General features: G+C 71.5%; 19 protein-coding genes, 1 pseudogene and 1 riboswitch. Of the genes and pseudogenes, 16 read left to right on the top strand and 4 right to left on the bottom strand.

Annotation, left to right across the window (positions count from 1 at the left end; genetic code table 11):
* Positions 1–72 precede the first annotated feature (72 nt).
* The 3 genes from ACE1OC_RS24795 (at position 73) to mfd (ending at position 7,265) form a co-directional block, all read left to right on the top strand.
* On the top strand, positions 73–849 hold the full coding sequence (locus ACE1OC_RS24795) for an ABC transporter ATP-binding protein (protein WP_284715691.1): 777 nt from the start codon (positions 73–75) through the stop codon (positions 847–849).
* On the top strand, positions 846–3,419 hold the full coding sequence (locus tag ACE1OC_RS24800) for an ABC transporter permease (protein WP_407838868.1): 2,574 nt from the start codon (positions 846–848) through the stop codon (positions 3,417–3,419). The genes ACE1OC_RS24795 and ACE1OC_RS24800 overlap by 4 nt, the downstream gene beginning before the upstream one ends.
* Before the next feature lie 309 nt (positions 3,420–3,728).
* Positions 3,729–7,265, top strand: a complete 3,537-nt coding sequence (mfd, locus tag ACE1OC_RS24805; RefSeq protein WP_407838869.1) for a transcription-repair coupling factor — start codon at positions 3,729–3,731, stop codon at positions 7,263–7,265.
* Between the two features lie 100 nt (positions 7,266–7,365).
* Here the strand turns inward: mfd and ACE1OC_RS24810 are convergent, their stop codons facing one another.
* The gene (locus ACE1OC_RS24810; protein ID WP_250737350.1) at positions 7,366–7,527 is read right to left on the bottom strand and encodes an Rv0909 family putative TA system antitoxin; all 162 of its coding nucleotides are present in this window, start codon (positions 7,525–7,527) and stop codon (positions 7,366–7,368) included.
* A gap of 110 nt (positions 7,528–7,637) precedes the next feature.
* Here ACE1OC_RS24810 and ACE1OC_RS24815 point away from each other — a divergent pair, with 110 nt between their 5' ends.
* Positions 7,638–8,354 (top strand): HNH endonuclease family protein, encoded by a 717-nt coding sequence (locus ACE1OC_RS24815; protein ID WP_407838870.1) that lies wholly within the window; start codon positions 7,638–7,640, stop codon positions 8,352–8,354.
* 119 nt (positions 8,355–8,473) lie between these two features.
* Here the strand turns inward: ACE1OC_RS24815 and ACE1OC_RS24820 are convergent, their stop codons facing one another.
* Entirely contained in the window at positions 8,474–9,178 is a 705-nt protein-coding gene (locus ACE1OC_RS24820; RefSeq protein ID WP_407838871.1) for a hypothetical protein, read from the bottom strand.
* 252 nt (positions 9,179–9,430) lie between these two features.
* On the opposite strand from ACE1OC_RS24820, the gene ACE1OC_RS24825 reads away from it, so the two are divergent.
* The 3 genes from ACE1OC_RS24825 to ACE1OC_RS24835 all read left to right on the top strand — a co-directional run bounded on the left by ACE1OC_RS24825 (position 9,431) and on the right by ACE1OC_RS24835 (position 13,792).
* Positions 9,431–11,512 (top strand): N-6 DNA methylase, encoded by a 2,082-nt coding sequence (locus ACE1OC_RS24825; RefSeq protein WP_407841671.1) that lies wholly within the window; start codon positions 9,431–9,433, stop codon positions 11,510–11,512.
* A gap of 139 nt (positions 11,513–11,651) precedes the next feature.
* Positions 11,652–12,287 (top strand): hypothetical protein, encoded by a 636-nt coding sequence (locus ACE1OC_RS24830; protein WP_407838872.1) that lies wholly within the window; start codon positions 11,652–11,654, stop codon positions 12,285–12,287.
* Positions 12,284–13,792 carry a protein kinase domain-containing protein gene (locus ACE1OC_RS24835; protein ID WP_407838873.1) on the top strand — a complete coding sequence of 503 codons (1,509 nt, stop codon included), beginning with the start codon at positions 12,284–12,286 and terminating at the stop codon, positions 13,790–13,792. Before ACE1OC_RS24830 ends, ACE1OC_RS24835 begins: the two co-directional genes overlap by 4 nt.
* On the opposite strand, the gene ACE1OC_RS24840 is transcribed toward ACE1OC_RS24835, so the two are convergent.
* Entirely contained in the window at positions 13,780–16,155 is a 2,376-nt protein-coding gene (locus tag ACE1OC_RS24840; RefSeq protein ID WP_407838874.1) for a YfhO family protein, read from the bottom strand. The two genes, ACE1OC_RS24835 and ACE1OC_RS24840, sit on opposite strands and share 13 nt — an antisense overlap.
* A gap of 176 nt (positions 16,156–16,331) precedes the next feature.
* Between ACE1OC_RS24840 and ACE1OC_RS24845 the strand changes: the two genes are divergently transcribed.
* On the top strand, positions 16,332–16,952 hold the full coding sequence (locus ACE1OC_RS24845) for a SurA N-terminal domain-containing protein (protein ID WP_407838875.1): 621 nt from the start codon (positions 16,332–16,334) through the stop codon (positions 16,950–16,952).
* 30 nt (positions 16,953–16,982) lie between these two features.
* Positions 16,983–17,972: a nucleoside triphosphate pyrophosphohydrolase gene (locus tag ACE1OC_RS24850; protein ID WP_407838876.1), complete on the top strand. Its 990-nt coding sequence runs from the start codon at positions 16,983–16,985 to the stop codon at positions 17,970–17,972.
* 46 nt (positions 17,973–18,018) lie between these two features.
* Here the strand turns inward: ACE1OC_RS24850 and ACE1OC_RS24855 are convergent, their stop codons facing one another.
* Positions 18,019–19,230: a globin domain-containing protein gene (locus ACE1OC_RS24855; protein WP_407838877.1), complete on the bottom strand. Its 1,212-nt coding sequence runs from the start codon at positions 19,228–19,230 to the stop codon at positions 18,019–18,021.
* Positions 19,231–19,402: 172 nt separating this feature from the next.
* Here ACE1OC_RS24855 and ACE1OC_RS24860 point away from each other — a divergent pair, with 172 nt between their 5' ends.
* The 7 genes and pseudogenes from ACE1OC_RS24860 (at position 19,403) to eno (ending at position 26,653) form a co-directional block, all read left to right on the top strand.
* On the top strand, positions 19,403–20,701 hold the full coding sequence (locus ACE1OC_RS24860) for a cytochrome P450 family protein (RefSeq protein ID WP_407841672.1): 1,299 nt from the start codon (positions 19,403–19,405) through the stop codon (positions 20,699–20,701).
* 220 nt (positions 20,702–20,921) lie between these two features.
* Positions 20,922–21,332, top strand: a complete 411-nt coding sequence (locus tag ACE1OC_RS24865; protein ID WP_407838878.1) for a recombinase family protein — start codon at positions 20,922–20,924, stop codon at positions 21,330–21,332.
* A gap of 383 nt (positions 21,333–21,715) precedes the next feature.
* The gene (locus tag ACE1OC_RS24870; protein WP_407841673.1) at positions 21,716–22,483 is read left to right on the top strand and encodes a transposase; all 768 of its coding nucleotides are present in this window, start codon (positions 21,716–21,718) and stop codon (positions 22,481–22,483) included.
* Positions 22,468–22,611 (top strand): annotated as a pseudogene (locus ACE1OC_RS24875) (cytochrome P450); the annotation flags it as partial. The gene ACE1OC_RS24870 and the pseudogene ACE1OC_RS24875, both read left to right, overlap by 16 nt.
* Before the next feature lie 143 nt (positions 22,612–22,754).
* Complete coding sequence (locus ACE1OC_RS24880; RefSeq protein ID WP_407838879.1) at positions 22,755–23,876, top strand: transglycosylase family protein; 1,122 nt, start codon at positions 22,755–22,757, stop codon at positions 23,874–23,876.
* A 276-nt stretch (positions 23,877–24,152) separates the two neighbouring features.
* Positions 24,153–24,324, top strand: a riboswitch (cyclic di-AMP (ydaO/yuaA leader).
* A gap of 2 nt (positions 24,325–24,326) precedes the next feature.
* The gene (locus ACE1OC_RS24885; RefSeq protein WP_407838880.1) at positions 24,327–25,034 is read left to right on the top strand and encodes a transglycosylase family protein; all 708 of its coding nucleotides are present in this window, start codon (positions 24,327–24,329) and stop codon (positions 25,032–25,034) included.
* 338 nt (positions 25,035–25,372) lie between these two features.
* A complete protein-coding gene (eno, locus tag ACE1OC_RS24890; RefSeq protein ID WP_407838881.1) occupies positions 25,373–26,653 on the top strand; it encodes a phosphopyruvate hydratase in 1,281 nt (426 codons plus the stop codon).
* The last annotated feature ends 62 nt before the right edge of the window (positions 26,654–26,715 follow it).

The raw sequence follows: 26,715 nt of genomic DNA on the forward strand, positions 1-26,715 counted from the left end.
ATGAAGCGCATCACAGCGCACGCACCGACGACCAGACGCATCAGAACGAGGGGAAACACCGTGACAACGGCTATGACCGAAACCAGGCACGGGGGTACTGGAGGGCATGAGGCCGTCGCGGCGCGGGCACGGAAGGTCGTCAAGGCCTACGGCTCCGGCGAGACGCGGGTCGTCGCCCTCGACGCGGTGGACGTGGACATCCACCGCGGCCAGTTCACCGCGATCATGGGGCCCTCGGGCTCCGGCAAGTCCACGCTCATGCACTGCCTGGCCGGTCTGGACACGGTCACGAGCGGCCAGATCTTCCTGGACGACACCGAGATCACCGGTCTGAAGGACAAGAAGCTCACGCAGCTCCGCCGCGACCGGATCGGCTTCATCTTCCAGGCCTTCAACCTGCTGCCGACGCTCAACGCCCTGGAGAACATCACGCTCCCCATGGACATCGCCGGCCGCAAGGCCGACGCGGAGTGGCTGAACCGGGTCGTGGAGACCGTGGGTCTGGCGGGTCGCCTCAAGCACCGGCCGACCGAGCTCTCCGGAGGCCAGCAGCAGCGCGTGGCGGTCGCCCGCGCCCTGGCCTCCCGGCCCCAGATCATCTTCGGCGACGAGCCCACCGGAAACCTCGACTCCCGGGCCGGCGCGGAGGTCCTCGGCTTCCTGCGCCGTTCGGTGAACGAGCTGGGCCAGACCATCGTCATGGTCACCCACGACCCGGTCGCCGCCTCCTACGCGGACCGCGTCATCTTCCTCGCGGACGGCCGGATCGTGGACGAGATGTACACGCCCACCGCCGACCAGGTCCTGGACCGCATGAAGGACTTCGACGCCCGTGGGCGGACGTCATGACCGTCATGAAGACCGCGCGGCGCAACTTCTTCGCGCACAAGGGACGCATGGCGCTCTCCGCCGTGGCCGTCCTGCTCTCCGTCGCCTTCGTCTGCGGGACGCTGGTGTTCACGGACACCATGAACACCACCTTCGACAAGCTGTTCGCGGTCACCAACTCCAATGTCACGATCACCCCGAAGGAGGCCGAGGACACCGGGGAGACCCCCGACACCGGCAAGCCGCAGGCGCTGCCCGCCTCGGTCGTCGAGCAGGTGAAGAAGACCGAGGGCGTACGGTCCGCCGAGGGCGGCGTGTCCTCGATGGCGGTCACCGTCGTCAACTCCAAGAACGAGAACCTCGGCTCGACCACGGGAGCCCCGACCTTCGCGGGCAACTGGACCGAGAACGAGCTGCGGTCGATGAAGATCATCGAGGGGCAGGCCCCGCGCGGCCCCACCGACGTGATGATCGACAGCGACACGGCGAAGAAGCACCACCTCAACCTCGGCGACGACATCCGCACCATCGCCGTCACCGGTGACATCCGCTCCAAGATCACCGGCATCGCCGCCTTCACCGTGACCAACCCGGGTGCGACCGTCGTCTACTTCGACACCGCCACCGCGCAGCAGAAGCTGATCGGCGCCCCGAGCACCTTCACCCACGTGAACGTCACCGCCAAGGACGGGGTGAGCGACGCGCAGCTGAAGCAGAACGTCGCCTCCGCGCTCGGCGCCGACACCTACAAGCTGCAGACCGCCAAGGAAGCCGCGGACGACAACCGCAAGAACATGGACTTCCTCGACATCATGAAGTGGGTGATGCTCGGCTTCGCCGCGATCGCCTTCCTCGTCGGGATCTTCCTGATCTTCAACACCTTCTCGATGCTGGTCGCCCAGCGCACCCGGGAGATCGGCCTGATGCGGGCCATCGGCGCCGACAGCGGCCAGGTCCTCAAGTCGGTGGTCATCGAGGCCTTCCTGCTCGGTGTGGTCGGCTCGATCCTCGGCGTCGCCGCCGGCATCGGACTGGCCGTCGGCCTGATGCAGCTCATGAGCCAGCTCGGCATGAGCCTGTCCACCGAGGACCTGACCATCGCCTGGACCACCCCGGTCATCGGCATTGTCCTCGGCGTCGTCGTCACCGTCGTCTCCGCCTTCATACCGGCCCGCCGGGCCGGCAAGGTCTCCCCGATGGCCGCCCTGCGCGAGTCCGGCACCCCCGGCGACAAGAAGGCGGGCCGGATCCGTGCCGCCCTGGGCCTGGGCCTCACCGGCATCGGCGCCGCGGCCCTGTACCTCGCCGGTACCGCTGACGCCGCCGGGACCGGAGCGCAGTGGCTGGGTCTGGGCGTGCTGTTCACCCTCATCGGGTTCATCGTGATCGGCCCGCTCCTCGCGAGCGTCGTGGTCCGGGCCCTGTCCGCCCCGGTGCTTCGGCCCTTCGGCTCCATAGGCCGCCTCGCCGAGCGCAACGCGCTGCGCAACCCGCGCCGCACCGGCGCCACCGCCGCCGCGCTGATGATCGGCCTCGCGCTGGTCGCCTGCCTGTCGGTGGTCGGCTCCTCGATGGTGGCCTCGGCCACCGACGAGCTCGACAAGTCGGTCGGCGCGGACTTCATCGTCCAGTCCCAGACCGGGCAGCCGGTCGTACCGCAGGCCGAGCAGGCGCTGCGGGCCACGCCGGGCCTGGCACACGTCACCGCCTACCGGGAGGTCGACGCCAAGATCACGGCCCCCGACGGCAGCACCGAGTCCGACGGCCTCGGGGTCCAGGACCCCACCTACGCCCAGGACGTCCGCCGCAAGACCACCGCCGGCCAGCACGCCGACGCGTACAAGCCGGGCTCGATGTCGGTGGGTTCCGAATACGCCACCAAGCACCAGGTCAAGCTCGGTGACGAGCTGACGGTCGCCTTCACCGGCGGCAAGACCGCCAAGCTCAAGGTCGCGGCGATCACCAGCGACGAGGGCAACCTCGACAAGGGCATGAAGTACGTCAGCACCGCCGTCGCCGAGGCGAACCTGCCGGCCGACAAGATGCCCCGGCCCTTCATGGTGCTGGCCACCGCGAAGGACGGCCAGGACGACGCCGCCTACGCGGCCGTCAAGTCGACGCTGGCCGAGTACCCGCAGTACCAGGTGCTCAACCAGACGGACTACAAGCAGGCGCTGAAGGACCAGGTCGGCCAGCTCCTGAACGTGGTCTACGCCCTCCTCGCCCTCGCGATCATCGTCGCGGTCCTGGGCGTGGTGAACACCCTGGCCCTCTCGGTGGTCGAGCGGACCCGCGAGATCGGCCTGATGCGCGCCATCGGCCTCTCCCGCCGCCAGCTCCGCCGCATGATCCGCCTGGAGTCCGTGGTCATCGCCCTCTTCGGCGCCCTGCTGGGCCTCGGTCTGGGCATGGGCTGGGGCGCCACCGCCCACCAGCTCCTCGCACTGGAGGGCATGAAGATCCTCGAGATCCCGTGGCCCACCATCCTCGGCGTGTTCGCCGGATCCGCCCTGGTCGGCCTGCTGGCCGCCCTGGTCCCCGCCTTCCGGGCGGGCCGGATGAACGTACTGAACGCGATCGCCAGCGAGTAGCCGCCGCCGGTCGTACGGGGGAAGACCCGGCCCCGCCTCACCCGTTCGGGTGGGGCGGGGCCGGGGTCGTTTCGGTCGGAGGGTCCCTGTCCGCCGGACCTTCCCCGCGAGCGGGACGACCTCGGCCACCGGCTCTCCGGCCTTGCTGATGATGACCCCTTTGCCGGTGGCGACGGGACTCGAATCCCACGCGCGGGTGTCGGACCCGCGTCGTAGGGTGGGAACCCCCGGCCCGTTCGACGTGTCGGGTCCTTCGCGTTGCCGCCTCGCGGGGACGCACCGCACCTCATCGGATGGAAAGCCGCCTTCATGAGCCTGCACGGACTGCTCGACGCCGTCACCCGGGACCCCGCACTCGCCGAGGCGGTCACCGCGGCCGGGGACGGCAACCGCATGCACGTGGACCTCGTCGGCCCGGCTGCCGCGCGGCCCTTCGCCATCGCCGCGCTGGCCGCCCGTACCGGGCGCACCGTGCTCGCCGTCACCGCCACCGGGCGGGAGGCGGAGGACCTGGCCGCCGCACTGCGCTCGATGCTCAACCCCGACGAGGTCGCCGAGTACCCGTCCTGGGAGACGCTCCCGCACGAACGGCTGAGCCCGCGCAGCGACACCGTGGGCCGCCGGATCGCGGTGCTGCGCCGGCTCGCGCACCCGAGCAAGGACGACCCCGCCGCGGGACCGGTCTCCGTGGTCGTCGCCCCGATCCGCTCCGTGCTCCAGCCGCAGGTCAAGGGGCTCGGGGACCTGGTGCCGGTGAGCCTTCGGCAGGGCGAGAGCGTGGACCTCGGGGCGGTGACGCAGGCACTCGCCGCGGCCGCGTACGCCCGCGTGGAGCTCGTCGAGAAGCGCGGCGAGTTCGCGGTGCGCGGCGGCATCCTCGACGTGTTCCCGCCCACCGAGGAACACCCGCTGCGCGTGGAGTTCTGGGGCGACGAGGTCGAGGAGATCCGCTACTTCAAGGTCGCCGACCAGCGCTCCCTGGAGATCGCCGAGCACGGCCTGTGGGCCCCGCCCTGCCGGGAACTGCTCCTCACCGACCAGGTGCGCGAACGCGCCGCGGCCCTCGCCGAGCTCCACCCCGAGCTCGGCGAACTGCTGCACAAGATCGCCGAAGGGATCGCCGTCGAGGGCATGGAGTCCCTGGCCCCGGTCCTGGTCGACGACATGGAGCTGCTGATCGACGTCCTGCCCGCCGGGTCGATGGCCGTCGTGTGCGACCCGGAGCGGGTGCGGACGCGCGCCTCGGACCTGGTGGCGACCTCCCAGGAGTTCCTGATGGCCTCCTGGGCCGCCACCGCCGGCGGCGGAGAGGCCCCCATCGACGTGGGCGCGGCCTCGCTGCGCGGGATCGCCGACGTACGGGAGCACGCGCGCGAGCTCGGCATGATGTGGTGGTCGGTGTCCCCGTTCGCGGCGGACGAGGACGCTGCGGTCCACGGAGACACCCTCACCCTCGGCATGCACGCCCCCGAGGCCTACCGCGGCGACACCGCCCGGGCGCTCGCCGACACCAAGGCCTGGATCGCCGACGGCTGGCGCACCGTCTTCCTGACCGAGGGCCACGGCCCGGCCGCCCGTACCGTCGAGGTGCTCGGCGGCGAGGGCATCGCGGCCCGCCTGGAGGCGGACGTCACCGTCCTGGAGCCCTCGCTGGTCCACGTCTCGTGCGGCTCCCTCGACAACGGCTTCGTCGACCCGGTCCTCAAGCTCGCCGTCCTCACCGAGACCGACCTGACCGGCCAGCGCACCGCCACCAAGGACCTCGGCCGGATGCCGACCCGGCGCCGCAAGACGATCGACCCCCTCACCCTGGAGGTCGGCGACTACATCGTCCACGAGCAGCACGGCGTCGGCCGCTACATCGAGATGGTGCAGCGCACCGTGCAGGGCGCCACCCGCGAGTACCTGCTCGTCGAGTACGCGCCGGCCAAGCGCGGCCAGCCCGGCGACCGCCTCTACATCCCCACCGACCAGCTGGAGCAGGTCACCAAGTACGTCGGCGGCGAGGCCCCGACCCTGCACCGGCTCGGCGGCGCCGACTGGACCAAGACCAAGGCGCGCGCGAAGAAGGCGGTCAAGGAGATCGCCGCCGACCTGATCAAGCTCTACAGCGCCCGCATGGCGGCCCCCGGCCACACCTTCGGCCCGGACACCCCCTGGCAGCGCGAGCTGGAGGACGCCTTCCCGTACGCGGAGACCCCCGACCAGCTCACCACCATCGCCGAGGTGAAGGAGGACATGGAGAAGTCGGTCCCCATGGACCGCCTGATCTGTGGCGACGTCGGCTACGGCAAAACCGAGATCGCGGTGCGTGCGGCCTTCAAGGCCGTCCAGGACGGCAAGCAGGTCGCCGTCCTCGTCCCGACCACGCTGCTGGTGCAGCAGCACTTCGGCACCTTCTCCGAGCGGTACGCACAGTTCCCGGTCAAGGTGAAGGCGCTGTCGCGCTTCCAGAGCGACACCGAGTCCAAGGCGACGCTGGAGGGCCTGCGCGAGGGCTCCGTCGACATCGTCATCGGCACGCACCGGCTGTTCTCGCAGGAGACCAAGTTCAAGGACCTGGGCCTGGTCATCGTCGACGAGGAGCAGCGGTTCGGCGTCGAGCACAAGGAGCAGCTCAAGAAGCTGCGCGCCAACGTCGACGTGCTGACGATGTCCGCGACCCCCATCCCGCGCACCCTGGAGATGGCGGTGACCGGCATCCGCGAGATGTCCACGATCACCACCCCGCCCGAGGAGCGCCACCCGGTCCTGACCTTCGTCGGCCCCTACGAGGAGAAGCAGATCGGCGCCGCGATCCGCCGCGAGCTGCTCCGCGAGGGCCAGTGCTTCTACATCCACAACCGGGTCGAGTCCATCGACCGGGCGGCCGCCAAGCTCCGCGAGATCGTGCCCGAGGCGCGCATCGCGACGGCGCACGGCCAGATGTCGGAACAGGCCCTGGAACAGGTCGTGGTGGACTTCTGGGAGAAGAAGTTCGACGTCCTGGTCTCGACGACGATCGTCGAGTCGGGCATCGACATCTCCAACGCCAACACCCTCATCGTCGAGCGCGGCGACAACTTCGGCCTCTCCCAGCTCCACCAGCTGCGCGGCCGCGTGGGCCGTGGCCGCGAGCGCGGGTACGCGTACTTCCTGTACCCGCCGGAGAAGCCGCTGACCGAGACCGCGCACGAGCGGCTCGCGACGATCGCCCAGCACACCGAGATGGGCGCGGGCATGTACGTGGCGATGAAGGACCTGGAGATCCGCGGCGCGGGCAACCTGCTCGGCGGCGAGCAGTCCGGCCACATCGCGGGCGTCGGCTTCGACCTCTACATCCGGATGGTCGGCGAGGCCGTTGCCGACTACCGGTCGGCCGTGGACGGAGGGGTCGAGGAGGAGCCGCCGCTGGAGGTCAAGATCGAGCTGCCGGTCGACGCGCACGTTCCGCACGACTACGCGCCGGGCGAGCGGCTGCGCCTCCAGGCGTACCGGTCCATCGCGGCGGCCAACTCCGAGGAGGACGTCAAGGCGGTCCGCGAGGAGCTCACCGACCGCTACGGCAAGCTGCCGGAGCCGGTGGAGAACCTGCTGCTGGTGGCCGGACTGCGGATGCTCGCCCGTGCCTGCGGGGTCGGCGACATCACCCTCCAGGGGCCCAACATCCGCTTCGGGCCGGTGGAGTTGCGCGAATCGCAGGAACTGCGGCTGAAGCGGCTCTACCCGGGCTCGGTGATCAAGCCGGCCGCCTCGCAGGTGCTGGTGCCGCGACCGAAGACCGCCCGGGTGGGTGGGAAGCCGCTGGTCGGACGGGAACTGCTGGGCTGGACCGGGGAGTTCCTCGCCACGATCCTCGGCTCGTAGGCGTGTAGGCGTGTAGGCGTGTACTGACGCCCCGACACGGCGACGGCCGCGGCGGTGACCTTCCGGTCCCCGGTCGCGGCCGTTCGCGTTCCCGCTGGGGTTACTTGTTCGGGTCGTCGTCGATGCCGAGCTTCTCTTCCATCTGCTGCTGTGCCTTGTCGACTTGGTCGGCGTACTTGTTGCCGGTCTTCTCGTTGACCTCTTGCTCGAGGTTGTCCGAGATGTCCTTGCCCTTGTCCTTGAACCTGTCGAAAATCCCCATGCTCCGGCTCCTTCCGTAATCCCGTTTGCGACGCTACGCCCGTTTGAGGTGGTTCGCTCGCTGGAGAGTCGGAACGTCCCGTAAAGGGATGGAGTTTATGATCTTGTCCTATGCGTCCCCACCTGCTGTTTCCCGCCCTGCTGCTCGCCTCCGCCGTCGCGCTCTCCGGCTGCACGGTGCTCCCCGGGCCGGGCGCCGGTGCGGGTGCGAACGCCCCAGGCCCGGCCAACGGCCCGGTGGCCCTGGCCTCGGTGGACGGGCTCGCGGTCAAGGGGCGGGCGCCGAAGACGGGGTACGCGCGCGAGCAGTTCGGCAAGGGCTGGCTGGACACGGACGGCAGCGGCTGCGGGACCCGCGAGGACATCCTCAAGCGGGACCTCGCCCGGACCACGTTCAAGGACGGCTGCAAGGTGCTGACCGGGGTGCTGGAGAAGGACCCCTACACCGGGGCCCGCATCACGCACGAACGGGGCCGCACCGGCGTGGACATCGACCACATCGTGGCCCTCTCCGACGCCTGGCAGAAGGGGGCCGGCGGCTGGGACAAGGGCAAGCGGATCGCCTTCGCCAACGATCCGCTGAACCTCCTGGCGGTCGACGCCGCGGCCAACCGCAAGAAGGGGGACGGCGACGCGGCCACCTGGCTCCCGCCCGACCGCGGGTACCGCTGCCGTTACGTCGCTGCCCAGATCGCGGTCAAGCGGAAGTACGGTCTGTGGGTCACGGCCGGTGAGCGCGATGCGATGAAGCGCGTGCTGACCGGCTGCCCCGGGGAGCGCCTGCCGACCGGGGGCAACCCCACCCGCCCGCCGGAACGGCTGCGCTGATCCACCCCCGGGTCGGGTCCAGGGCCGCCCTGTGGGTCGGGCCCGGACCACCCCCCTGCATCAGGTCCTGGGCCACCCCGTGGGTCGGGCCCGGACCACCCCCTGCATCAGGCCTGTGATCAGGCCTTCTTCCAGTCCTGGCAGTCGACGGTCGTGAAGAAGCCGTCCCCGGCCTCGATCGTCACGACGGCCTGGCCCTCGGGGTTCTCGTTCGCGATGATCGTGTCGACGCTGCCGGACGCGTCCTTGGTGCGCTCCCAGTAGCAGCCGGTGCCGTCCTCGGTGGAGCCCGCGGACTTGTAGGTGCCCGGGGCGACGTCGACGCCGACCTTGAGCATGCCGGCCTTGCCGGACATCTCGGCCTTCGGGGTGCCCGTGGCCTTCGGGTCCACGAGCTCCCAGCCCTTGCAGCCCTCGGTCTTGAAGATCTTGTCGGTGGCGGCGATGGCCACGTACGTGGAGCCCACGGCGTTGGCGTTGTCGATGAGCGACTCCGCCTCGCCCTTGGAGTCCTTGGCGCGCTCCCAGTAGCAGTTGTCGTCGGCCTTGTTGCCCGTCGAGCGGTAGAGGCCCGGCTGGACGTCGGAGCCGACCTGGAAGGTGCCGCTGCCCTTGATGGCCGACTTGGCCTTGCCCGCGTCGGGGGCCGGGGCGCTGCTCGCCGCCGCCGGCTTCGAGGCGGCCGCGTCGGCGCCCTTGTCGGCAGTGGTGTCCGCGCCGCTGCACGCGCTGAGCGTCACGAGGGCGATGGCCGCGCCGCAGCTCGTCAGGACCTTGGTGCGGGTGGTGCGGGCGATCCAACTGGTGCGCGTGGTCTGGGACATGCGTGTGGCTCCTACCTGATCTGACGGCCTGTTCGGTGTGATCATCACAGCAGAGCCTGTGAACCGAGTCAACGAGTTTTTGAGGGGCTGTTAAATTCACGCTGTGAATGGGTCTCTCCTCTTTGCAGCGGTATGCTCGCGCACATGCCGGAGCAGAAGCCCCCCACCGCGGCCCCAGCCACCCCCACAGCCCCTACCGCCCCCGAAGCCCGCGAATCACCCGAAGTCGCCACCCCCGAAGTCGCCCCCGAGGTGACCGCCGCGGAGATCGCCCGCCTCGCCGGAGTCGGCCGCGCCGCCGTGAGCAACTGGCGCCGCCGCCACGCCGACTTCCCCCGCCCCGTCGGCGGCACCGAGACCAGTCCCTCCTTCGCGCTCGCGCAGGTCACCGACTGGCTCCGGGCCCAGGGAAAGCTCGCCGAAGTCCCGCTGCGCGAGCGCGTCTGGCAGTACGTGACCGCCCACCCCGGCGGCTCCGTGGCCGCGCTCGTCAAAGCCGGGAGCGCGCTGCTCCTCGTACGCGACCGGCCCAGGGAGTGGTTGGAGGCCGCGGCCGTCTCCGACGAGCGGATGGCCACCCTGCTGGCGCCCGCCCTCGACCGGGTGCTCGCCCTGCGGTTCGGGCCCGCGCACCCGCTCGGAGCCACCGCCCCGCTGCCGGCCGCCTCGGTGCCCTTCCTGCGGGCCGCGGCCGAGCTCGCCGCCGAACTCGGCACCAGGGGAGCCTTCGAGTTCCTGCTCGGCCGCCATCTCGAAGCCAACCCCCGCCAGTACACGCTCACTCCGGACGGCCTCGCCCTCCTCATGGCCGCCCTCGCCGGCCCCGTCTCCGGCGCGAGCCCCGGCTCCTCCGGAGCGGCCGGCGCCGTGCCCTTCACGGTCCTGGACCCGGCCTGCGGCACCGGCACCCTGCTGCGGGCCCTCCCCGGGGCCACCATCCGCTACGCGCAGGACAGTTCGCCCGAGCTCGCCTCCCTCGCCGCCCTGCGCCTCGCCCTGCAGTCGGACGCCCCGGTCCGCGCCGCCGCCGCCGACAGCCTGCGCGCCGACGCCTTCGCGCGGCCCGCCGCCGAACCGGTCGACGCCGTGCTCTGCCACCCGCCGTTCAACGAACGCAACTGGGGCCACGAGGAGCTGGCCTACGACCCGCGCTGGGAGTACGGACTGCCGGCCCGCGCGGAATCCGAACTCGCCTGGGTCCAGCACGCCCTGGCCCACCTGCGCGAGGGCGGCACCGCCGTCCTGCTCATGCCGCCCGCCGCCGCAGCCCGCCGCTCCGGCCGCCGGATCCGGGCCGACCTGCTCCGCCGGGGCGCGCTGCGGGCCGTCGTCGCCCTCCCGGCCGGCGCCGCGCCCCCGTACGGGATCCCGCTGCACCTGTGGGTGCTGCGCAGGCCTGCCCCGCAGGCGGCGCCCCCCGCGGGGCTGCTCCTCGTGGACACCGCCGCACTCGCCGACGGGCCCGGGCAGGGCCCGGGGCGGGCCGGGTGGGCCGCCGTGCACAGTGCGGTGGAGGAGGCCTGGACGGCGTACGAGCGCGGCGGACCGGCCCCGGACGTCCCGGGCGTGCGCCGCGTGGTGCCCGTCGTGGACCTGCTCGACGACGATGTGGACCTGACCCCGGCCCGCCACCTGCCGCCGCCCGCCGCGGGCGGCGGCCTGGCCGAGCTGACCGCCGTACGGGACCGGCTGGACTCGACGCTGACCCGTGCGGCCCGGCTCACCCCGCCCGCCCCGCCCGCCGACGCGAAGGACCGGCCCGCCGCCGCGCCCGCCCGGCTGCCGCTGACCACCGTCGGCGAACTCGCCCGCGCCGGAGCCCTGCTCCTGTACACGGGCACGGGCAGCGGAGCGGGCCGGGCCCCCGTCCTGACCGAGTACGACGTGAGCGCCGGCACCGGGCCGTCCGGCACCCTGGCCGCCGCCGCCGAGCAGCCCCTGCTGACCGCACCCGGTGACGTGGTGGTCCCCCTCACCGGAGGCGCCGGCGTGGCCCGCGTGGTCGACGCGGCCACCGCCGGGGCGGCGCTCGGCCGGGGCCTGCAGCTGCTGCGGCCCGATCAGGCCGCGCTGGACCCCTGGTTCCTGGCCGGGTTCCTGCGCGCCACCGCCAACAACCGCCGCGCCAGCAGCCACGCCTCCACCACGACCCGGCTCGACGTGCGCCGCCTCGAACTGCCCCGGCTGCCACGGACCGAGCAGGAGGTCTACGGGGCGCGGTTCCGGGCGCTGGCCGAGTTCGAGGACGCCCTGAGGCTGGCCGCCCGGCTCGGGGAGCAGCTCGTCCAGGGCCTGTACGACGGACTGTCGGACGGCACGGTCCGGCCCGAATGAGCCTGCGGGGCCCGGCCGGGCTGCGACCGTACAACGGTTGAGTGCATCCCCTCACTCCCGGCCGGGAACGCTGTATACCCTCATACCCCCAAACACTGAATCCTTCACCCTCCCTCCGCACGGCCCGTCAGGAGCAGCGATGCACGGCCCCGGCACCCCGCCGCCCCACGGTCACCAGCCCAGCACCGGGGGCGTGGTGGCGCTCCGCGTGCTGTTCGCGCTGCTGCCGATCCTGAGCTGCGGGTTCCTCGCCTGGGGGACGATGCTGCGGCTCGCCCTGGTCACCCGCAAGAGCCGGGACTGGTGGCTGCTCGCGGCCTCCGGCGTGGCCGAGGTCGCGTTCCTGGCGCTGATCGGTGAGGACCCGACCCCGGACGCCAGCGGCTGGCAGGGCAACACGGGGGCCTTCGGCACGCTCCTGAACGGCCTCGCGGTGTGCATCTACTACCTCGTCGCCGAGATCCGGCACTTCGAGGCGCTCAAGGCCGGGCCCGCCGCGGCCGGCTGGTACCCGCCGCCCGCCTCCCCCTACGTACCGCCCCAGCAGCAGGCCGGGCCCGCCTACGGATACCCGCCGGTGGCCCAGACCGGCCCGCAGCAGCACGCGCAGCCGCACCAGCACCAGCACCACCAGCCCGCGCCGCAGCAGGCCCCCGAGCCCGCGCCCGCCCCGACGCCGCCCCCGCGCATCGGGCAGGTCCGCGCCGAACTCGACGAGCTCAGCGAACTCCTGCGCCGCCAGCAGCCGCCCCAGGGCGAGGACCCCCGCCCGTGACGGACCGGCTCATCGGGGACCGCTACCAGCTCGCCACCATCCTGGGCCAAGGTGGCATGGGCCAGGTGTGGACGGCGTACGACCGGCGCCTGGACCGCCGCGTCGCGGTCAAACTGCTGCGCCCCGACAAGGTGGCCGGCCCCGGCTCCGTGGCCGAGGAGCTGCGCCGCCGCTTCGTGCGCGAATGCCGGGTCACCGCTCAGGTCGACCACCCCGGGCTGGTCACCGTGCACGACGCGGGCAGCGACGGGGACGAGCTGTACCTCGTCATGCAGTACGTGGAGGGCGCCGACCTCGCGGACCACCTCGCCGAGCACGACCCCTACCCGTGGCCGTGGGCGGTCTCGGTGATCGCGCAGCTGTGCTCGGTGCTCTCGGCCGTGCACGCGGTGCCGATCGTGCACCGGGACCTGAAGCCGCGCAACGTCATGGTCCGCCCCGACGGGACCGTGCTGGTCCTCGACCTCGGTGTCGCCTCCGTGATGGACACCGACACCACCCGCCTCACCAGCACCGGTTCGCCGATCGGCAGCCCCGCGTACATGGCCCCCGAACAGGCCATGGGCGGGGCCGTCGGCCCGCACACCGACCTCTACGCGCTCGGCGTGGTCCTGTACGAGCTGCTGTCCGGCAACGTCCCCTTCGCCGGCTCCACGGCGCTCGGGGTGCTCCACCGGCACCTGTACGAACCCCCGCTCCCGGTGCGCCAGTTGCGCCCCGAGGTCCCGCAGCAGCTGGAAGCCGTACTCCTGAAGCTGCTGGCCAAGGACCCGCAGGACCGGCCCGCCTCCGCGCAGGCGGTGTACGCGGCCCTCGCGCCGCTGCTGCCCCACCACGGCTCGGGCGCCCCCACCGGCCCCCTCGACCCGACCCGCCCCTTCCTGCGCCCGCAGGCCCCCTGGCCCGACCGCGCCACCGTGATCCCGCCCCGGCCCGCGACCCCGCCCCCGCCGCCCAGGCCGGACGTCCCGGCAGCCGTCGAGGAGGCCAAGAAGCTCCTCGACCAGGGCATGCTCACCCAGGCCGTGGACATCCTCGGCGGCATCCTCCCGGCGGCGGCCGAGCAGCACGGCGCGCACTCGCCGGTGGTCCGCTCCCTGCGCAAGCAGTACGCGGCCACGCTGATGGACGACGGTCAGTACCGCCGGGCCCTGCCCGAACTTCGCCGGCTCGCGGAGGAGTTCCCGGCCGGCGACCCGCAGTCCCTGCGCTTCCGCTACGACGCGGCCCAGTGCCTGGAACAGCTCGGCGAACCGGCGGCCGCCCTCGCCGAGTACCGGGCGCTCCTGCCGCTCTTCGAGAACCACTACGCGAACCCGGACCCGGGCCTCCCGCTGGAGGTCCGCCGCCGCATAGCGCACCTGCTGCTCTCGCTCGGCGACCGCCCGGCGGCCCACGACACCCTGGCCCGCCTCCTCTTCGACGCGGAACGCCTGCACGGCCCGAACCACCCCTTCACCGAGGAGGTCCGCCGCACCCTGCTCTGGCTGGGTCAGGTCCGCTGACGCCGCCGGCCGGCCGCGAGCGCGCCGGGCCGGCCCGGCAGTCCCAGCAGGACCGCCAGGACCAGCAGGGCCGCCCCCGCGACCGCCGCCCCCGGGATGAGGCCCGGGGGTCGGAAGGTGCAGCCGATGCTGGTGGTGCGGCCGTCCAGCGGGACCGCGACCAGGCCCAGCCGGCCCGCTGCCGGGCGGCCGTTGCAGGTCCAGCCCGCGATCGCGGGGGCGGCGAGCACCGCCGTGCCCGTGCTGCCCGGCGGGAGCACGGCGCGGACGCCCGAGGAGCCGACCCGTACGGACACCGCCGCCGTGGCGCGCAGTCGGGCGACGGCCGCGGTCAGCAGGGAGCGGTCCAGGCAGGACAGCTGCCAGTGCGCCGGAGCCGCCTGCTCGAAGACCAGCGCCGAGACCGGGCCGCGGGAGACCCCCAAGGGTTGGAGGGCGGCCCTGTTGCGCGGCGGGTTGGCGTTCAGCCGGAAGGCCGGTCCGTCCGCGAGGCGGGCCGTCCCGTTGTACTCCGGGGCCGACAGGAAGGCCTCCGTCCCCGCCCGGCAGACCCCGGGGGAGAGCGGATCCTCGTACACCCGAGCGCCCAGCAGGAGCTCCTGGTTGGCGAAGGGCGAGGCCCCGTACGCCGGCTGCGCGCCGGGCGGGCGGACGGTGACCAGCGGCGGGACCTCGGCCCGCGCGACCGTGCCGTCGGGCCGCAGCCGGGCGCCGACGGAGAACACGGCGTCCGTCACCGGGTTGTCGAGGCTCTGCACGTTGCGGCCGCGCGAGGTCCAGCCCGCCCCGAGGGCCACCATGGTCCGCGTGAACAGGTCCGGGGTGTGGCTGCTGTAGTACGCGCCGCCCTCCCCGCCCAGCAGCATCGGGTCGTTGCCGGTCAGCGCGGGCCGCCCGGCGTCCGTGCGGTACGCGGGCCAGCCCTCGGCGCCCTTCAGTGCATCGGCCCGCGCGGTGTGCGCCGCCCCCCACACCGGGTAGTCGTCCAGGCCCGCCAGCTTGCCCCGCTCCCCGTGGGCGGTGGTCGCCGCCGCCTGCGCCAGCAGGACCAACGCCAGCACGGCCGCCGCCGGCAGCACCAGGCGCCGGTGGCGCAGGGCCCACCAGGCGGCGCCCGCCAGGGCCAGCCCGCCGCCGAAGAGGGCGAGTCCCCACGGGGTCGCGAGCCGGCTCCCGCTCGCCGCGAGCAGGACGGCCGCCAGCACCGCCGCACCGCCCGCCAGCGCCCACGGCCGGGGCGGGCCGGCCGACAGCCCCGCCCAGGCGGCCATCACCACGATCCCGGCCAGCACGAAGGTCTGCCGGTACGGGCTGCCGTTGGGCGTCGCGAAGAGGTGCCAGGCCAGGTGCGTCGGCATCCACTGGAAGGACAGCAGCACCAGCAGGACGAGCCCCGTCCACACCAGCCGCTCCCGCCCCGGCACGGCCCGGTGGAAGGGCAGGGCCGCCACGAGCAGCAGGGTCCCGGTGCCGACGAACAGGGCGGGGGAGGAGAAGGAGTAGGTGGCGGGCAGCAGCCGGGCCAGCAGATCCTCGGTGGCCACCGGCACGAAGGGCTTGAACCACCCCGGGTAGGCCTGCTCCGAGCTGAGGAAGAGGGGCAGGAGCACCGGCATCGACAGGGCGACGCCCAGGACGGTGGTCAGGGCCGCCCGCGCGAGGACCCGTACCCGTGCTCCCGCTCCCTCCCGGGTGAGGAGCAGCCGGACCAGCAGCACCAGGACCGCGCCCAGCGTCGCCATGTAGGCGGTGTAGAAGTTCGCCGTCCAGCAGAGCGCCACCACCACGACGGCCGCCGCCGGCCGGCGCGAGCGCAGCGCCCACTCACCCGTCAGACACAGGAGCGGGAAGGCGATCAGCCCGTCCAGCCACATCGGGTTGTACGAGGCCTCGATCACCGACCAGCCGCACAGGGCGTACGAGGCCCCGAGCAGCCCCGCCGCCCACACCGGCCCGCGCCGCTGGGTGCGCAGCAGCCAGGCCATCGCCGCCGCCGCGGCCGCCGTCTTGAGCACGGTGACCACGTACACCGCGAGGTCGATGTCCTGCCGCGGGAACAGCCCGACCAGGACCGCGAACGGGCTGGTCAGGTAGGTCCCGAAGTCGGGCAGGAAGCTGGTGCCGTAGCCGGACTGCCAGTTCAGCAGCAGCCCGCCCCCGGCGCGTCCGTGCAGCAGGTCCCACAGGTGCGCGTGGAAGGGCACGAACTGATTGCCGAGGTCGTTGACGCTGCGGTGGCGGGGCCCGTACGGGAAGACGCGCGCCACGGCGTCTCCAGCGCCCACGGCCACCACCGTGACCAGGGCGGCGAGCGCCGAGCCGAGCAGACCGGGGCGACGCGGGGAGCGGTGCGGTGTCGACATGGTGGGCCGACCCTGGCACTCCCGGTGGGCCGAAGGATGGCCATCGGTGGACGCGAACCCCAACACCCCCGGAATCGTTGGTCGAACCAGTGGCTCTGATCACCTCGACTGCATAACATCGATCACCGCACGGCCCTTGTGCACCGAAGCACAATCTCCCGGCCCTGGAGGCTCCTTTGCACCGTCGCACAGCGCTCTCCGTTTCCGCCGCCCTGCTCCTGGCGGCCCCTCTGCTGTCCGCGTGCTCGGGCGAAGCCCGCCCCGGCACCGCGGCCGTGATCGGCGGCGAACGGATCACCACCTCCGCGCTCCAGGCCCAGGTGAACGACGTCCGCACCGCACAGAACCGCTCCGAACACGCGGCCGAGCTCATCGCGGCCGTCCCCCAGCTCGACCGGGTCAAGCTCAGCACGATGCTGCAGAGCCGCATCCTCGACCGGATGGCGAAGGACGCCGGGATCACCGTCACCCCCAAGGAGCTCCAGGACGCCCGCAAGGCCTACGACGAGGGCAACCGCGGGGCCGCCGCCTTCGAGGAGGCGATCCTGCAGAAGGCCGCCGTCGCCCCCGACCAGATCGAGCGCTGGGTGCGGGACCAGGTGCTCTTCGAGAAGCTGAACGCCAAGTACGGCGAGGGCAAGCTCGCCGAACCCGCCGCGAAGGCCGCGGCCGGGCTCGGCATCGAGGTCAACCCGCGGTACGGCGTCTGGGACCCCCAGCGGGTCACCCTCGGCGAGCACTCCACCCCGTGGATCACCCAGGTCACCCGGCCCGAGCAGCCCCCCACCGGCGCCTAGGCCGTCCCCCGGGGGAGGTAGGTTCGGAGGGTGACTGACGACGTGTCCTCCGAGCCCACCGGCCGCATCGTGCTGCTGACCACGAGCCACCGGGTGGCCCCCGGCGTGCTGTCCTGGCCTGCCTGGCAGACCCTGCGGACCGCCGACCGGGTGCTGTGCGCCGACCCGGCACACGTCCAGCTCCCCTACCTCCGCGAGGCGGGCGTAGAGGTGGCCCTGGAGGCCCCCGACGCCCAGGCGCTGATCGAGGAGTGCGCCGGCGGGCACACGGTCGTCGTCCTGCTCGGCGGTGAGGGGGACCGGCGGCTCACCGACGGGCTGGCCCGGTTCGCCGGCTCCGGCCGGTTCGCCGTACCGGACCTGGAGCTGCTGCCGGGCTCGTACGACCTGCCCGGCGCACGCCTGCTCGACCTCGTCCAGGTCATGGACCGGGTCCGGCGCGAATGCCCCTGGACCTCGGAGCAGACCCACGAGGGACTGGCGAAGTACGCCATCGAAGAGGCCTACGAGCTGGTCGAGGCCATCGAGGCCGGGGACCGCGAGGAACTGCGCGAGGAACTCGGGGACGTCCTGCTCCAGGTGGTCTTCCACGCGCGCATCGCGGAGGAAGGCGGTCCCGGTGAAGAGGACGAGCCGTTCTCCATCGACGACGTGGCCGGGGCCCTCGTCGAGAAGCTGATCCACCGGCACCCGCACGTCTTCGGCGACGCCACGGCAAAGACCCCGGAGGACGTGAACGCACACTGGCAGCGCACCAAGCAGGTGGAGAAGCAGCGGGAGTCGGTGACCGACGGGATCCCGCTCGGCCAGCCCGGTCTCGCGCTCGCGTCCAAGCTGGCGGGCCGCGCCCGTGCGGGGGCGGTGCCCGTGGAACTGCCCCGCGGAGAGGGCGTCGGGTACGAACTGCTGGAGCTGGCGGCGCGCGCCGAGGCGGCGGGGACCGACCCCGAGACCGCGCTGCGCGCTGCGGCCCGGACCTACCGGGACGCGATCCGTGCGGCCGAGGGCGTCGGCGAGTAGCCCTCAGCAGCGGGAGGTCCCGCAACGGCGTCAGGCAGCGATGTTCTCAATACTCCCGGGGCGCGCGGCCGGACGGGTTGTGCCAGTGCGGGTCGGGGCGGTTCAGGAACCACTCGCCGAAGCCCATCGGGCGGCTTCCGTCGTCCTGGCTCTTGCCACTGGCAGGTACGGAGTCGTAGAAAATCCGGTCGGGGCGCGCGCCGAGCTCCTCCAGGAGGTACGAGGTCTCCCGGATGAACTGCGGCGGACCGCTCAGGTAGACGTCCTGGTCGGGCCAGAGCCCTCGGTTGCTGAGCGCGGTGGCCAGCCGGTCGGTTGCCTGGTTGCGGTGCTGGCCGGGGGCTGGGGTGATGTAGGTGACGCTCAGCCAGCCGAGTGAGTCCGCGTACGCGTCGATGAGCGGGCGGTCGTAGAGGTGCGCGGCGTCCCGTGCGACCACGAAGAGCCGCACGTCCTGATCGGGAGGGTGTTCCGCCAGGTCCTCCAGCATGGCGCGGACCGGGGCCCAGCCGGTGCCGGCGGCTATGAAGCTGACCGGGCGGTCCTCGCGGCGGAAGGTCATCTGTCCGCCGGCCGCGCCGAGCCGCAGTACGTCCCCGGGCTGCGTCTCGCGGATCAGGGCGGTGCTGAGGCGGCCGCCCTCGATCCGGCTGACGTGCAGGTCGAGCGTCCCGTCGGCGCGGGGGGCGTTCCCCAGGGAGTACGTGCGCCAGGTGGTCGGCACCCGGTCGCTGCTCACGCTCGTGTACTGGCCGGGGAGGTGGGGGAAGTGCTGGTGCGGGCGGAGGGTGAGGACGCCGATGTCCTCCCCGTACAGCAGGTGGCGTACGACTTCCGCGTCCCACCAAGGTGGATCGTCGCTGGCGGCGGCGCCCGCCATCATCGCGTCGGCGATCACCTGATACGCCTCTGACCAGGCCTTTTCCGCCTGGGGGTGCCAGGCGGACCCGGAGGCCTCGGCGAGCGCGGCGATGAGGCTGGTGCCCACGGCCGCGTAGTGCTCGGGCCCCGCCAGGAACTTGCGGTGGTCGCGGCCGAGGTCGCGCAGATAGGGGACGAGCGTCTCGTTCTCCAGGTGGGCGATCACATGGGTGAGCGCGGCGAAGAGCCGGTCCCGCTGTCGCTCCATGTCTTCGAAGGAGGCCGGGAAGAGATCACGGACTCCGGGGTTGTGCCAGAAGAGGTGGGAGTAGAAGAACTTGACCGCGTGCTCGGCCCGTCTCTCCACCACCGCGAAGCTGCTTTTCAAGATCCTCACATCCACAAAACCGAAAGTAGGAACGCCGGGCAACGTGAGGTCAAGCCAGAGACGATCTACGGACAGCCGCGACAACCGACCCATATGGGGTGACGGGTGGAGGGCGGGATACGGTCTCCGGGTGCACGAGCAGACCCCCGCAGTCCCCGAAGAGCCCGCCGCCGACCAGTCCGTGGACGCATCCGCGGGCGGATCCGCAGACCCCGCGGACGGATCCGCCCCACCGCCGACCCTGTTCGACTGGGAGTTCGCGACCGACCCGTACCCGGCGTACGCCTGGCTGCGCGAGCACGCGCCCGTGCACCGCACCACGCTCCCCAGCGGGGTCGAGGCCTGGCTCGTCACCCGGTACTCCGACGCCCGCCAGGCCCTCGCCGACCAGCGGCTCAGCAAGAACCCGGCCCACCACGAGGGCTCCGCACACGCCAAGGGCCGGACCGGGATCCCGGGGGAGCGCAAGGCGGAGCTGATGACCCACCTCCTCAACATCGACCCGCCGGACCACACCCGGCTGCGCCGGCTGGTGTCGAAGGCGTTCACCCCGCGCAGGGTCGCCGAGTTCACCCCGAGGGTGCAGGAACTGACCGACCACCTCATCGATCAGTTCTGTGAGAAGGGGGAGGCCGACCTCATCCACGAGTTCGCCTTCCCGCTCCCCATCTACGCCATCTGCGAGATGCTCGGAGTACCGCGAGAGGACCAGGACGACTTCCGCGACTGGGCGGGCATGATGATCCGGCACGCGGGTGGCCCGCGCGGCGGCGTGGCTCGCGCGGTCAAGCAGATCCGCAGCTACCTCGTCGAACTGATCCGCCGCAAGCGCGACGACCTGGGCGACGACCTGATCTCTGGACTGATCCGGGCGAGCGACCACGGCGAGCACCTCACCGAGAACGAGGCCGCCGCCATGTGCTTCGTGCTACTTTTCGCCGGGTTTGAGACAACGATCAACCTCATCGGCAACGGGACCTACGCCCTGCTGCAGAACCCGGACCAGCGTGAACGCCTCCAGGCTTCCCTCGCTGCGGGAGAGACCGACCTGCTCGAAACCGGTATCGAGGAGCTGTTGCGCTACGACGGCCCCGTGGAAATGGCCACCTGGCGGTACGCGACGGAGCCGCTGACTCTGGGCGGCCAGGACATCCCGGTCGGCGACCCCGTTCTCGTCGTTCTCGCGGCAGCCGACCGCGACCCGGAGCGGTTCAGTGAACCGGACACGCTCGACCTTGCCAGGAGCGACAACCAGCATCTGGGGTACGGCCACGGCATTCACTACTGCCTGGGAGCACCCTTGGCTCGTCTCGAAGGCCAAACAGCCCTCGCTGAGCTGCTGACCCGGCTGCCGGACCTGGAACTCGCCGAGGACCCGTCAGAACTGCGCTGGCGTGGTGGGCTCATCATGCGCGGCCTGCGCGCCCTGCCGGTCCGCTTCACGCCCAGCCCTGTCCTGGAGGCGCGAAAGGCCCGCTGACGGGCTCTTGCTGAGGCGGTGGTCGGCAGCGGCCTGGAAGTCATCGCCTTCCCGGACGGGCGAAGCGCCGGGTTTCCCCCACGGGCAGCTTCCGAGGCGCCTACGCTTTGGAAACGCCAAGACCCCGGAGCGTCCCGCTAAGAAGGCTCCAGGGTCTGACTTGCCAGTCGGGAAGGACTGACCGTGCGTGATTCAACCCTGCCCAAGAAGAGCAAAGCAAGTGGAGTCAGGACCGGCAAGGCCAGGAACGGCGCCCTCCAGGTCGATCAGCAGGTCCGGACTCAAGCAGCAAGAGAAGGACTGCCGGTCGTGGCTCGACAGCCATCTGCGAGACGCCCCCTACGAGATCGTCGGCGTCTTCGCGGACGGTGTCTCCGGAAAGCTCGATCAGCGCGATGACAAGGCGCTCATCGAAGGTCTCGTCCGGGCCGGAAAGGTCGATCTGGCCATCGCGCAGAAGCTGGACCGTTACGGCCGCACCGCCCGGGTCATCCGTGACTGGGTCCGGGAGATGGTCGACAAGGGCACCCGCGTAGTCACCTCGGACGGCCGGATCGATTCGGACGACGCACTCGAGTTCCAGGTCGCCATGCCGACATGGCGCACCTCGCCGAGCTGGAACACGAGCTGATCTTCTCGAGGACCTGGAGCGGCAGGGAATGGAAGCTACAGGCGGGCGGCTGGGCAGGTGGGCCACCGCCGTACGGCTTCGAGTTGTTGAACAAGGGGCGGCGCGGATCGACCATCGTTCTGTGCGAGGAGGAAGTCCGGACTCTGGGCATGGCAGCGCACTGCCTGATCGATCTCGAGCTGAACTACTCCGAGACTTGCGCGCACCTCAATGGCAACAACAGGGTCACCCGTAGCGGGCGTCCCTGGACCGTCGCAAACCTCATCAAGCGTCTCGGCAGTGAGCCCGTCCTTGACCTCTGCGTCACCTACCGGAAGGAAGGCGGCAAGACAGCGGTCGGTGAGGACGGACAGCGCAAGTACGGAGATGCCGTCAAGATCCCCATGCCGGAGGTCTTCGACGCGGCACGTCGCGCGCAGCTCCGTTCCGCCGTGGAAGGACTTAGCCTCGAGTCCCGTCGTGAGAACTCCCTGTACCCCCTGTCCACGCGGATCAAGGGCAACTGCGGTGAGGTCTACACCGGCGGAGGGGGCCGAGGCCGAGAGACACGCCTGTACCGCTGCAAGGGAAACGTCCGTGGATGTGACGACGTTTACCTGAACGCGGACGAGGTCGAGAGCGAGGTCTGGGAACAGCTCGCTGAGTCCCTTGGCGAGGAGCGCTTCCAGGAGTGGCCTTCCGGCAGGCGGCTGAGCCCGGGGGCTCCCGGCTTGGAGGAGAAGGCGGAACTGTTCAGCCTGTTCGATGTGCAGGTCGAGGCCGAGAATCACCGCTTCAAGAAGAAGTCAGGCCCGGCTGATGTGGCGGAGGAGGAGTGGGCCGGCGTGCGGAGCGTCCTGGAAGCGATCTACCCGCCTGCGTCGTTCACCAAGACCAAGATCGACCTGCGGTTGGCGCTGAACGGCATGCTGCACCGGTTGCGTACGGGGATCACCTGGACGGAGATCCCCGCGAAATTCGGGCCGGCGCAGCGCGTCCGTGAGCGACAGCTGTCGTGGTGGCAGCGCGGGGCATGGCCGCTGCTGGTGGCGTGGCTGAACGAGCGGTGTGCGGGGACGCCCGTGTACGTCCGCCCCACCATCCCGCCGTTGCGCGTGACGGTGCGCGGCGCCGAGACCATGGGACCGCTTTCCGGCTCGCGACCCCGCTGACGCGGCTGCCCGACCTGGAACTGGCAGTGCCTCCCGAGGAGCTGAGGTGGCGCGGTGGGCTCATCATGCGGGGGCTGCGGACGCTCCCGGTCCGCTTCACTGCCGAATCCACCGCCCAAAACGCCTGAAACCGGCCTGACCTGAAGTCAGTTGACTGCCCAAACTTGTGACAGGCGTTCGAAGGCGGCTAGGTTCTGCCGTTACCCCGCCGTTATGCGAAAGGTGCAGCCTCATGCGTTCCGGGAACGGCCGCCACAGACGCCCCCGACAAGTGCCCGCACTTGTCGTCACCGCCGGAGTCACCGGCACCGCACTCGCCCTGCCGCTGCTCGCGGCCACCGGCGCGAGCGCTGCGGAGACCTCCACATGGGACAAGGTCGCCGAGTGCGAGAGCGGTGGCACGTGGAGTGCCAACTTCGGCGGCGGCACCTATGGCGGGCTGCAGTTCAGCCAGGAGCAGTGGAAGAACGCGGGCGGGCTCGACTTCGCCGAGCGCGCCGACCTCGCCAGCCGCTCCCAGCAGATCGCCGTGGCCGAACGGGTCCTGGCTTCCCAGGGCCCCCAGGCGTGGCCGCTGTGCGGCGTGCCGGCCGGGCTGACGCAGGACGCGCCCGCCGCCGTGGTCGACCCGGGTCTGCCCGGCGGTTCCGGATCCGCCACCCCCGCCCCGTCCCGCCCGGACGACTCCGTGCCCCACGCCGGCTCGGGCGAGCCGTCCACGGACTTCGGGGCCCCGACGCCGAAGAGCCCGGCTCCGTCGGAATCGCCGCTGCCCGACTACCCGATCGGCGTGCCCGGCGAACTGCCCGTCATGCCCGCGCCGGACCTCCAGACGCCGCCTCCCGGACTCCCGGGCGACCCGACGGCTCCCACGAGCCCCCTGGACCCCACCGCCCCGGTGGGCCCCGTCGCCCCGGTGGACCCCACGACTCCGGCGCCGCCGTCCGTGGACCCGACCGTGCCGGTGGACCCGACGGCTCCCGTGCCCCCGTCCGGCCCGGGGGACGCCACGAACCCGATAAACCCGGGCAATCCAGTGATCCCCGGCGATTCGGCGAACCCGGTCATTCCGGTCAACCCGCTTGACCCCACGGCCCCGACGACTCCGGCCGCACCCGGCGATTCCGCCGCCCCGAGCGCTCCGGCGACCCCCGGCTCGACCGAGGGCGGCGGCAAGCACCGCGGCCAGGCCGCGGTCGAAACGCCCGCCGCATCTGATGCCGCGTCGGAGCCGACGTACACCGTGAAGGCGGGCGACAGCCTCGCCGAGATCGCGGACGCCAATGGCGTGAAGGGCGGCTGGAAGGGGCTCTACGAGGCCAACGAGCAGGTCATCGGCGGAGATGCGGACCTGATCAAGCCCGGCCAGAACCTGGATCTAACGCACCAATAAGGGCACTTAAGGCGTCCGGAACCAGCTGATTGTCCGTTTTCTGTAAGTGAGACATGTGTCTCTTCAGGTCAACTGGCGTGTCTGGCCCGGACGGTTCCGCAAACCCCGCCCTCACCTGCGCAAACGTCCTTCCGGAGGGCGCAAGTAGGCACCGTTTCCTCCCGATGTCCCTCGTTGAACATCGGGGGGAGACCTGTCTACCTTCTGAATCGCTCGCCACCGCGGGCTCCTTCGACCGCATCGCCGAATCCTGCCGGCGGACGGAGGGAACACTCGTCGCGTAAAGCGCCGAAGGCAGGAGCGGGGGAACCAAGGTAGGCGCCGGAACCGGCCGTTGAGAGACGGTCACGGAACCGGCTAGGGGTTAAGCCAAGCGCTAGGTCGCTCGGCCGGGCACTCACTCGCCCGAACCCGACAGCTCACCTCGTAGGCGTCGGTGAGGAGAACTCCATGCTGCTTTCGGGCAAGGGCAAGCACCGTCGCGGCTCCAAGGCCGTCCGCATCGTCACGCTCGCAGGTGTCGCAGGTGTCGCCGTGGCCGCGCCGCTGATGGCCGCGGGCACCGCTTCCGCCGCGACCGCCGGTGAATGGGACCGCGTCGCCGCGTGCGAGTCCGGCGGCAACTGGTCCATCAACACGGGCAACGGCTACTACGGCGGCCTGCAGTTCTCGTCCTCCACGTGGGCCGCGTACGGCGGCAAGGCGTACGCCGCGCAGGCCAACCAGGCCTCCAAGTCGCAGCAGATAGCCATCGCCGAGAAGGTCCTCAAGGGCCAGGGCAAGGGCGCCTGGCCGTCCTGCGGCGTCGGCCTGTCGAACTCCTCCTACACCGGTGGCTCGGCGGAGACCCCCTCCAAGCCGAAGACCCAGCCGAAGCCGGCGCCGAAGCAGGAGAAGAAGGCCGAGTCGAAGAAGGAGACCAAGCGCGTCGAGGCTCCGACCACTCGCTCCGAGCGTCCGGCCGCCGCTGCCGCGCCGAAGACCGAGGCCCCCAAGACGGGCAACGGCTCGTACGAGGTCAAGTCCGGCGACACGCTGGGTGCGATCGCCGACGCGAACAAGGTGTCCGGTGGCTGGGAGAAGCTCTTCGAGCTGAACAAGGACATCGTCTCGGACGCCGACCTGATCTACCCGGGTCAGAAGCTGAACCTCGGCTGAACCCCCGTCGAAAGCTCTGAGAACGGCCGCGGCCGTTTTCGCGACGCGCAGTAATTCCGGCGCGTAGATCCACCACGCAATTCCACCGCCCGGCGCGCAACCCCCTTCGCGCCGGGCGGTGCTGTGCGCGGGCGCATCTGGCCTGACTGACCCTCCGGAATCCCGATGATCAAGGGTCCTATGTCCTGTAAGAGGGGCATTCAGGCCCTTTTTCGTCCCAGGGACCGGGCGGTCGGCTGGCCGAGTGCCCGGAGGCGGTTAGGCTCTAAGCGGCAAGGCCATCCCACGGCCTGACACGCCACCGCACACCCAGCGTCACATCCCAGAAGGAGATGCTCGTGCCGTCCATCGACGTCGTCGTAGCCCGGGAAATCCTGGACTCCCGAGGCAATCCCACGGTCGAGGTCGAGGTGGGCCTCGACGATGGCAGCACCGGCCGTGCTGCAGTCCCGTCCGGCGCCTCCACCGGAGCGTTCGAAGCCGTAGAGCTCCGCGACGGTGACCCCAACCGCTACATGGGCAAGGGCGTCGAGAAGGCGGTCCTCGCCGTCATCGAGCAGCTCGGCCCGGAGCTCGTCGGCTACGACGCCACCGAGCAGCGCCTGATCGACCAGGCGATGATCGACCTGGACGCCACCGAGAACAAGGGCTCCCTCGGCGCCAACGCCATCCTCGGTGTCTCCCTCGCCGTCGCGCACGCCGCGTCCGAGGCCTCCGACCTCCCGCTCTTCCGCTACCTCGGCGGTCCGAACGCGCACCTGCTGCCCGTTCCGATGATGAACATCCTGAACGGTGGGTCGCACGCCGACTCCAACGTCGACATCCAGGAGTTCATGATCGCCCCGATCGGCGCGGAGTCCTTCTCCGAGGCCCTCCGCTGGGGTGCCGAGGTCTACCACACCCTCAAGAAGGTCCTGCACACCAAGGGCCTCTCCACCGGTCTGGGCGACGAGGGCGGCTTCGCGCCGAACCTCGAGTCGAACCGCGCCGCGCTCGACCTCATCGTCGAGGCCATCAAGCAGGCCGGTTACGTCCCGGGCACCCAGATCGCGCTCGCGCTCGACGTCGCCGCGTCCGAGTTCTACAAGGACGGCAACTACGAGTTCGAGGGCAAGTCCCGCTCGGCCGCCGAGATGACCGACTACTACGCCGAGCTCGTCGAGGCGTACCCGCTGGTCTCCATCGAGGACCCGCTGTTCGAGGACGACTGGGACGGCTGGAAGACCCTCACCGACCGCCTGGGCTCCAAGGTCCAGATCGTCGGCGACGACCTCTTCGTCACCAACCCCGAGCGTCTCGCCCGCGGCATCGAAGAGGGCTCGGCGAACGCCCTGCTCGTCAAGGTGAACCAGATCGGTTCGCTGACCGAGACCCTGGACGCCGTCGAGATGGCCCAGCGCAACGGCTTCAAGTGCATGATGTCGCACCGCTCCGGTGAGACCGAGGACGTCACCATCGCCGACCTCGCGGTCGCCGTGAACTGCGGCCAGATCAAGACCGGCGCCCCGGCCCGCTCGGACCGCGTCGCCAAGTACAACCAGCTGCTGCGCATCGAGGAGATCCTCGACGACGCCGCGGTGTACGCGGGCCGCAGCGCGTTCCCGCGCTTCAAGGGCTGATCAGTCCTTTAGGGCGCAAGCCTCCCTACGTCCCCGCACTCGGTCCCGTACCGTGTGCGGGG

It is taken from the genome of Streptomyces stoeckheimensis (assembly GCF_045822005.1).
In the GTDB taxonomy this organism is placed as follows: Bacteria; Actinomycetota; Actinomycetes; order Streptomycetales; family Streptomycetaceae; genus Streptomyces; species Streptomyces stoeckheimensis.